Origin of the sequence: Escherichia sp. TW14182 (assembly GCF_000208525.1) — a bacterium.
GTDB classification, from domain to species: domain Bacteria; phylum Pseudomonadota; class Gammaproteobacteria; order Enterobacterales; family Enterobacteriaceae; genus Escherichia; species Escherichia ruysiae.
This window is the reverse complement of sequence record NZ_AEJZ01000428.1, coordinates 1-6,383: the sequence shown is the minus strand read 5'-3', so window position 1 is coordinate 6,383 and position 6,383 is coordinate 1. Positions and strand designations below refer to the sequence as shown.

The 6,383-nt window shown below is 48.6% G+C and carries 7 protein-coding genes; 2 read left to right on the top strand and 5 right to left on the bottom strand.

Annotated features, from left to right (window positions below; all coding sequences use genetic code 11):
* From EQY_RS0122830 to EQY_RS0122820, 3 genes are all read right to left on the bottom strand, one after another.
* A partial coding sequence (locus EQY_RS0122830; RefSeq protein ID WP_000111864.1) for a hypothetical protein occupies window positions 1-790 on the bottom strand: 790 nt, incomplete at its 3' end.
* The gene (locus EQY_RS0122825) at window positions 780-1,643 is read right to left on the bottom strand and encodes an oxamate carbamoyltransferase subunit AllH family protein (RefSeq protein WP_024165068.1); all 864 of its coding nucleotides are present in this window, start codon (window positions 1,641-1,643) and stop codon (window positions 780-782) included. The genes EQY_RS0122830 and EQY_RS0122825, both read right to left, overlap by 11 nt.
* Window positions 1,644-1,682: 39 nt before the next feature.
* Window positions 1,683-2,288: an ankyrin repeat domain-containing protein gene (locus EQY_RS0122820; protein ID WP_000154581.1), complete on the bottom strand. Its 606-nt coding sequence runs from the start codon at window positions 2,286-2,288 to the stop codon at window positions 1,683-1,685.
* A 257-nt stretch (window positions 2,289-2,545) separates the two neighbouring features.
* Here EQY_RS0122820 and EQY_RS0122815 point away from each other — a divergent pair, with 257 nt between their 5' ends.
* Both EQY_RS0122815 and EQY_RS0122810 read left to right on the top strand, forming a co-directional pair.
* Entirely contained in the window at window positions 2,546-3,043 is a 498-nt protein-coding gene (locus tag EQY_RS0122815) for a DUF1097 domain-containing protein (RefSeq protein ID WP_001013863.1), read from the top strand.
* A 91-nt stretch (window positions 3,044-3,134) separates the two neighbouring features.
* On the top strand, window positions 3,135-4,067 hold the full coding sequence (locus EQY_RS0122810; protein ID WP_001084384.1) for a LysR substrate-binding domain-containing protein: 933 nt from the start codon (window positions 3,135-3,137) through the stop codon (window positions 4,065-4,067).
* Between the two features lie 41 nt (window positions 4,068-4,108).
* Here the strand turns inward: EQY_RS0122810 and EQY_RS0122805 are convergent, their stop codons facing one another.
* A complete protein-coding gene (locus tag EQY_RS0122805) occupies window positions 4,109-5,197 on the bottom strand; it encodes an EAL domain-containing protein (protein ID WP_000146378.1) in 1,089 nt (362 codons plus the stop codon).
* A gap of 141 nt (window positions 5,198-5,338) precedes the next feature.
* On the bottom strand, window positions 5,339-6,383 hold a 1,045-nt coding region (locus EQY_RS0122800), incomplete at its 5' end, for an autotransporter outer membrane beta-barrel domain-containing protein (RefSeq protein ID WP_000363484.1).

Here is a 6,383-nt window from a genome sequence, read left to right as displayed (position 1 = left end):
CCCCCGCCGGCGCTGGCGGTTTAGAAATTAAGGCGATGATTTCAGTTTGCGGATCGTTTTCTAACATGCCGATGGCGTCGAGCATCATCAGGCCGCCAATTTTCTCGCTCAGGTCGCGCCCGCCGGTGCCGATCAGTTGTGAAACGCCGCCGCCAAATTCATGGATGCGGACACTCAGTTCCTGGCTGCCGGTGCCGGATGCGCCAACAATACCGATGTTGCCACGACGCACGGCGTTACCAAAGCAGAGCGCCGCGCCGTTGATAATCGCCGTGCCACAGTCTGGTCCCATCATCAGCAGCCCTTTTTCGTGAGCGAGCTGCTTGAGCGCCAGTTCATCTTCAACCGAGACGTTATCGGAGAACAGCATCACGTTGAGGTCATTTTGCAGCGCCTGACGCGCTTCGCGAGCGGCAAACAGGCCGTTGACGGAAATCACCGCCAGGTTACTTTCCGGGATATGCTTTTTGGCGCTGGTGATAGTGGCATAACGCGCCTCGTGCGTACCACTTTGCGCTTTGGTATTGAACAGTTCTTCAATCTCCACCAGCAACTGCTCGTTGTCCGCGCCCGCTTTGCCGTTGATAACGATCATCAGGTCGCCGTTTTTCGCCTGCTCCAGTTCCGGCGTCAGCAGCCCTAAATTTTTCAGCACGCCTTTGTTCATTTCGGTCGCCATCGCCACAAATGCCTGCTCGACACCGTCGAGTTTATTTGCACGCGTGGAGATGGACATCAACGAGACAGAATCAAAATAGGTATTCGGTCTAATGACTATTTTAACTGACATAATTCCCTCCGTAGGTTTGGCTCAGCGCACAACCATCGGCCATGCCATACAGCATGTCGCAGCCGGAACTGGAGCCAATATGTTTAATTTTTTCTATTGTCTGAGTGGCGTTCTCAGGGATGTCATTAATGATGCCGTGAATAAAGTGATAAATATTTTCCCGACAGCGTTGTTGTAATGCGGCTTCCAGCGTTATGGCACTTAATAACGTGGTATTATTTCTGCCGCGTTGCAGGCCGAGATAAAATTCCTCTTTGTATTTTTCTACCGGATGCCCGGAAATAAATAAAACAAGCGCCAGACCTGTTAAATAATCATCGGCTGAAGGCGTCAGACCAATCCCTAACCCAATCATATTAGCGACCGCTGACGCGATATTTTGTTTATCGTTTAATGCCTGAATAACAGCACGTCGCCTGATATGTAATTCTTTATTTAACGCCTGATAAAATGGATTATCGCCGCGATAATTAAACAGGGTTTCATTTTCCCCCAGATGCTGATGAATAATGTCGTACCACTGTTGCCAGGCGATAAGGTGAAAATTCAGAGCGGTCATTTGCAGTGTTGGGGACAGCCAACGCTGACAACGATGCTTATCTATATGAATATCTTTACCAATCGTAATCCCGTGCTCGTCAAACTGAACCTTATCGCCATGATGGAACAGACCATCAAAGTGAGTGAGTGCCAACCGACAACTGTTTGGTGCATTGTCGTATTCTTCACAAAGCAGCGTCAGCAACTGCTGGCGAGCCGGGAGTGCGATATTTACCGCTCTGGCAAAGACCTGTTCAACCTGTCCTTGCCCCCGCTGCGCCAGAAAATCCGCATCCGCAGTTAGCGCCCACACACACCGTCTTTGTGGTGTGTCGATAGCAAGCCTCCCGGATTATGCACCTGCGACAATCAGCAATTGAGCAATCTCTTCAAAACCGCGTTCCCGCGCCAGTTCCAGCGGCGTTTTGCCATATTTATCGGTCATATGCGGGCTGGCTCCGTGTTCCAGCAATAACTGGACAATCGCCTGCTGTTTAATACCGCCATCATTAAGCACAATCGCTTCCAGTAATGGCGTCCAGCCAACATGGTTGGTCTGGTTAACGTTAATTTCCGTATGCGCCAAAAGCTCTTTTACAATACTTAAATGGCCTTTTTCACAGGCAGGCGTCAGGCCGACACCGCCAAAACGGGTTACGCAATTAAGATCGGGTTTAGCGGCTAAAATAATTCGTAACAGGGTTAAATCACCGGTCAGGCAGCTAATTAAAAAAGGATTTGAACATATCTGATCTTGCTTATTAATATCCGCTCCGGCATCAATTAATGCCTGAACGCAAGCATATTGCTGATATAAACTTGCCAGCGTAATTGCCGTTTTCCCCTGACGATCGCAGGTATTTATATCGACACCCAGCGCAAGGCAGGTTTTTACTTTATCGATATCGCCCTGTTGTGCAGCCAATAAATAGTCGGCAGGCAGATTATTTATAGTCATTAACATTCCCCTGGTTTTTGTGGCTGTTTTCGATGAATTGAGAATAGCAACGAAATTCAGCTAAAAGAACCCGCTTAAATTTAATTCGCCGTATTTCGCCTTTTTGTTGAATGATGTTCAATAATCTTTTCGCAGTGTGCGGTAGTGCAATATTTGTCTCTTTCTCGCCATACCCTTTCACTCAATCCGGTTTTATTTCTCTATAGTCTGCACATGTAAGAGTAGCTTTCGTCCATGTCTAACCAGAGGGGAACAAGATGAACGGACTCACGGCAACGGGTGTCACCGTCGGTATTTGTGCTGGGCTTTGGCAGTTAGTGGCTTCACATGTCGGGCTCTCTCAGGGATGGGAATTATTAGGAACCATTGGCTTCGTCGCCTTTTGCAGTTTTTATGCCGCAGGCGGCGGTAAATCGGGGTTTATCAGAAGCCTGGCGGTTAATTATTCCGGGATGGTGTGGGCGTTTTTCGCCGCGCTGGCTGCCGGCTGGCTGGCTTCTGTAAGTGGTCTTTCTGGATTCTGGGCAAGCGTGATTACTACCGTGCCCTTCTCAGCGGTGGTGGTCTGGCAAGGACGTTTCTGGTTACTGTCATTCATTCCCGGTGGCTTTCTCGGCATGACGCTATTTTTTGCCAGCGGGATGAACTGGACGGTAACGTTACTGGGTTTTCTGGCGGGTAACTGCGTGGGGATAATTTCCGAATATGGCGGACAAAAATTAAGCGAAGCGACAACTAAACGCGACGGGTATTAAAAGTTATTCAAAAATGATTATCTATCTTTAACCGATACCTCTACAGTCATGGCTGGAGAAATTCATATTAGAAAATGGCGGGAATGGTTTAATGAACTCAATTTTTACCGAAGAAAATCTGTTGGCATTTACTACCGCTGCGCGTTTTGGCAGCTTCAGTAAAGCGGCAGAAGAGTTGGGTTTAACCACTTCCGCCATTAGCTACACCATCAAGCGAATGGAAACGGGGCTGGATGTAGTGCTGTTCACCCGCAATACCCGCAGCATTGAGTTAACGGAGTCCGGGCGTTATTTTTTCCGCAAGGCCACCGACCTGCTGAATGATTTTCACGCCATCAAACGCAGCATCGATACTATTTCGCAGGGCATAGAAGCACGCGTGCGCATTTGTATTAATCAGCTACTTTATACACCCAAACACACCGCACGCTTATTACAGGTGCTGAAAAAGCAGTTTCCTACCTGCCAGATTACCGTCACCACCGAAGTGTATAACGGCGTCTGGGATGCGATTATCAATAACCAGGCGAATATCGCCATCGGCGCGCCCGATACGCTGCTGGACGGTGGCGGCATTGATTACACCGAGATTGGTGCGATTCGCTGGGCTTTTGCTATCGCCCCGGATCACCCGTTAGCCTTTGTGCCGGAGCCGATCGCCGAAAGCCAGCTGCGTCTCTACCCTAATATTATGGTGGAGGACACCGCACATACGATTAATAAAAAGGTGGGTTGGTTGCTGCATGGGCAGGAGTCGATTCTGGTGCCAGATTTCAACACCAAATGTCAGTGCCAGATTTTAGGTGAAGGGATTGGTTTTTTGCCAGATTACATGGTTCGTGAAGCGATGGCGCAATCACTGCTGGTTACCCGACAAATTCATAATCCGCGCCAGGATTCACGCATGTTACTGGCGACCCAGCACTCTGCAACGGGTCAGGTGACGCAATGGATTAAAAGGCAATTTGCGCCAAATGGCATATTAACGGGGATCTATCAGGATTTACTGCATCGGGAGAATTAATCGCTGCCAACCTCCCGATGCGCTGTGAATAGCGGCTTACATCAACCACCGGCTTTCATTACCCAGTCAGAGACAAATTTATTACCCGGAACCGGCGGAGAGTACAAATAGCCCTGCAAAAAGTGAACGCCTTTACCGATCATTAAGTCAGCCTGTTCCTGGGTTTCTACCCCTTCCGCTACGATACTCAGACCAGGCTTACGCGCCAGTTCGACAATATTGTCCACAATATGGCCGGAGATTTCGTCAACACTCGCCATTTGCACAAACGACTTGTCAATTTTAATAAAATCGACCGGAAACGCCTGCAGATAACGATAGGTCGCATAGCCCGTACCAAAGTCATCCAGCGCAAAGGTAATGTTGTGCTGATGAAGGCTGTCAAATATCGCTCTGGCTTCTGGTGTTACCGGAATGGGGTTACGTTCTGTCAGCTCAAGAACCAGCTTGATTTTATCATTACCTAATTTCTTGACCAGGTTCAGACACTCTTTTTCAAATCCCGCAGCCAAAAAACAGCCCGCCGAGACGTTGATACCAATATGGAAATTGTCCGGTAGCAAATGTTTTACCGGCAGCAGAATATCCGCAGTCTGTTTCATCAACTGGCGGGTCATTATGACAATAAGGCCAGATGACTCCGCCAGAGGAATAAACTGATCCGGAGGGATAATTCCCGTTTGCGGGTGCTCCCAGCGAACAAGCACTTCACAGCCTGTTAGTACCCCTGTCTGTGCGCAGAAAACAGGTTGGATCCACGGTTTAAATTCATGGTTTTCCAGCGCCAGGCTGATGGCTTCAGGCGTGACAATATGGTGACAACGGTTGTCAGGGATATAGAATTTATTTTTATTACCTGTGGCGGTGACTACCTGTGGATGATATTGAAAAAAGATATCCCGCCAGAAGGTAATATCACTCTGAATACCGAGTTTTTCGTACAGTTGTTTCTTTTGATGTGAAATTGTTTTTGCACTAAGGTTTCTATATTGTGATATTTCTGTAACAGACATCCCCTCCATCAGCAGCTTGAGTAAAAGCCGTTCTTTCTCGGACACAATACCAGGCAACGTCAGATTAACGGTTGCCCCGAACTCTTCAAGAAAAACACTCAAATCATGCGAAGCCATTTAACACACCTTGCTTAAATCATGTGCGCCAGCTAAATCCGCTTGTCTCCTTTCTGGCAGAAAAAGCTGGCGGCAAAAAAATAATACAGAGAGTCGAATTGTCACTCATCCGACTCCCTCTCCTTTTACGAATTATTCAGTTCAGAATGACCACTTAACGCCAATCATCGCGGAGGTGTCATTATATCCCTTGTCAGCAACCTGAACGCCCACATTTCCCCAGACATTCAGGTTGGCATTTAGCTGTCCTTCCACCCCGGTTTTTATCTCGGCAATATTTCGGGTTCCATCCTGAGAGACTGACACGCCATCCATGCGAGTGCTGAAATCCTTACTGTTATGTAGCCAGTTCACTTCCATAAATGGCTGGAACTCGCGGGATTTGCCTTCATCCATTTTATGGTGGCTCTTAAGCCAGGTTTTCACGCCCAGTCGGGTCTGAATATTACCGTCTCCTTCGCTTCGCACCAGAGTACCGTTGCTTTCGCGATGCTTATCAGCTTTTACTCCCATCCAGGTAATCTGTGCTTGTGGCTGGATATACCATTCGTTCCGCGTTCCCTGGCTGCCATTAAATTCAGCTAATTTGTGCTTGTATCCAGCCTCCAGTGAAGCGGTAAACCCTTTTGATTTATAAGATTCGCTCTGTAAATCATCACCTTTCACTGTGTTATCAAACCAGCTGTACTGCGCCCAACTGTCGAGATACGCCCCGTTATGTGACTCATCATCCGCATACCAGGTCGCATATAACCCCGTGCTGTAACCATTCACGCTTGCTTTAGTTCGATAACCGGTGCGCGATGAGATAGTCTTGCTGTCACTGTTACCGTAACCAGCCATGACCCCCAGATGCCAGCGGTCGTTGCCACTTATACTCCACTGCGCGATATCGCCCCCCAGTTGCAGAACATAGCGATTGCTTTGGGTTTTCAACTGGCCACTTGCATCACGCCATTTGTTGTGGCCCCCTTCATGACGCATCCACATGGTGGTTTGTTTCTGCTCACCCGTGACCAGATCGGTATAGTATGTGCTCCCCAGACGTTCATGCAGTCGGGAGGTAAACATTGTGTTGGCTGCCGCAAGGTTCGCGATGTAACCACCAGCCTCCGGGCGCAGGTCATTATCCAGAGTCTGGTCAGGAACAGGCGTTGGCTCTGGCGTCGGCTCTGGCGTCGGCTCT

What these genes read in the sequence shown, in the direction of transcription:
- EQY_RS0122820 (WP_000154581.1), bottom strand. Translation starts at nt 2,288, where the DNA reads ATGACTATAAATAATCTGCCTGCCGACTATTTATTGGCTGCACAACAG.
- EQY_RS0122815 (WP_001013863.1), top strand. Translation starts at nt 2,546, where the DNA reads ATGAACGGACTCACGGCAACGGGTGTCACCGTCGGTATTTGTGCTGGG.
- EQY_RS0122810 (WP_001084384.1), top strand. Translation starts at nt 3,135, where the DNA reads ATGAACTCAATTTTTACCGAAGAAAATCTGTTGGCATTTACTACCGCT.
- EQY_RS0122805 (WP_000146378.1), bottom strand. Translation starts at nt 5,197, where the DNA reads ATGGCTTCGCATGATTTGAGTGTTTTTCTTGAAGAGTTCGGGGCAACC.